This is a genomic window from Hymenobacter sp. AT01-02, assembly GCF_000961955.2.
GTDB classification, from domain to species: domain Bacteria; phylum Bacteroidota; class Bacteroidia; order Cytophagales; family Hymenobacteraceae; genus Hymenobacter; species Hymenobacter mucosus.
On the sequence record NZ_JZIR02000256.1, the window covers coordinates 1 to 1,494 of the forward strand.

Below are 1,494 nucleotides of genomic sequence, written 5' to 3' on the forward strand. Positions count from 1 at the left end.
GTCTGGCGTAGCAGCGACCAAGTGTAAGTGCTCTTCTACTGCCAAAACGATATCAGCCAGTTGCGCTTCTTCTCCAACACCAAGCCGAGATCCGGGTACCCTGCGGGCAAACGAAAAGCTAACGACAAATTGCGCTGGGCATCGCAGTCGATGAGTAACACGCGATGGCCATCACGTGCCAGTGTCTGAGCCACACTGAGCGTGGAGGTTGTCTTCCCCACTCCTCCCTTGTGGTTGGCAAATACGATAATCTTCATAGGACAACGCAGGCTTGATCTGAAAGCAATAATAGAGAATTTAAACTTCCTCTAATTCCTGAGCACGCCTAAGAAGTTGGGTATGCCAAACTTCTTGCAGAAGTTAAACATGTCAAACTTTCTTAACTTCTTTAGGAAGTTAATATTCTTGTAGAAGTTTGGGAAGTTTAGGAAGTCGAACAAGTAGAGGAAGCGCACTACTGTTTCTAGAGTGCTGTTTGACCCTGAAAGCCAAATTGTTATGTTCAGCAACGAAGCATAATAATGCCAGTTGCTTACAATCTCTTTCCATCATCACCTCGACGGCTATCTAGGAAGATTCATTTGTAACTCACCACACCTGCAGCAGAGATAGAGGTAAGGTGAATTCAGCAATAAGAGGCAAAGTGCTTCTATAGCTTAGTGAAAGAGCTCAACGCTAGGTGGCCCAGCAGCGTATCCAATAAATCGGGCAGCAGCACAGCCGCAGCGGTGGGATTGGTATGTAAAGAGCCACTAATGCCTTACTTTAAGCACCATTTCTTGAACAACTATCATTGTTGCGCTCATGGCATTGTACCTTTCTCGTTTAGAATTACAGGCCCGGCTTCACATCGGCAAGGAAGCCGAACAATGGATAGGCTACACTAATGAAGATGATTACACGGTCATAAAGTGGATTTATCTAGCGCAAGAGGACCGGCACCAGTATAGCGTCAATTATGTGGAATCGTTCGATGAAGGCGATGAACATTGGCAGCAAGTCCCCGAGTTCTCCCTTCTGGACCCTGATGCTGAAGAGAGTGCCGTATTTGACTCGGTTGAGGAAGCCGTGAATTTTGCTGTTCACACCTATGGCGCCTCTCCAGACCGATTTATTCCAGGAGGAATGCTAGCAGCTGAATACGCTACTTACTGGCAGCAGAAAAGCCCTTCCGTTTAGGGATGCATTTCGTGAATCTCCTACTAGAGGCCTGCTTTCCCGCCGAAGTATCATGCCGGCAGCGCCCCGCCAACAAGGTCAAAACCAGAACTTTTTCGAGTTGTCCACTATAACACCGATTACATTAAGGACTGTTTCCGTGAGGGGCATTAGCACAAGTGAAAGTGTGACACTAGCTTTTGTACACTTCCAGGCCTTACGTAGCTTCACAGCATGATGGAGCAATTCAGTGCATTGTACCCTACCGGCACCGTCCGCTATAGCCAAACTACCTACTTAGAGTTGACTACCGCCGTAGAGGTCCACCGCATGACT

General features: G+C 47.5%; 2 protein-coding genes. One reads left to right on the top strand and one right to left on the bottom strand.

Features of this window, described 5'->3' with window-relative positions:
• Nucleotides 1–35 precede the first annotated feature (35 nt).
• The gene (locus tag VI25_RS22980) at nucleotides 36–257 is read right to left on the bottom strand and encodes a ParA family protein (protein WP_055562982.1); all 222 of its coding nucleotides are present in this window, start codon (nucleotides 255–257) and stop codon (nucleotides 36–38) included.
• 547 nt (nucleotides 258–804) lie between these two features.
• On the opposite strand from VI25_RS22980, the gene VI25_RS22990 reads away from it, so the two are divergent.
• Nucleotides 805–1,179, top strand: coding sequence for a hypothetical protein (locus VI25_RS22990; RefSeq protein ID WP_055562984.1), 375 nt, complete (start codon nucleotides 805–807; stop codon nucleotides 1,177–1,179).
• Nucleotides 1,180–1,494 lie beyond the last annotated feature (315 nt).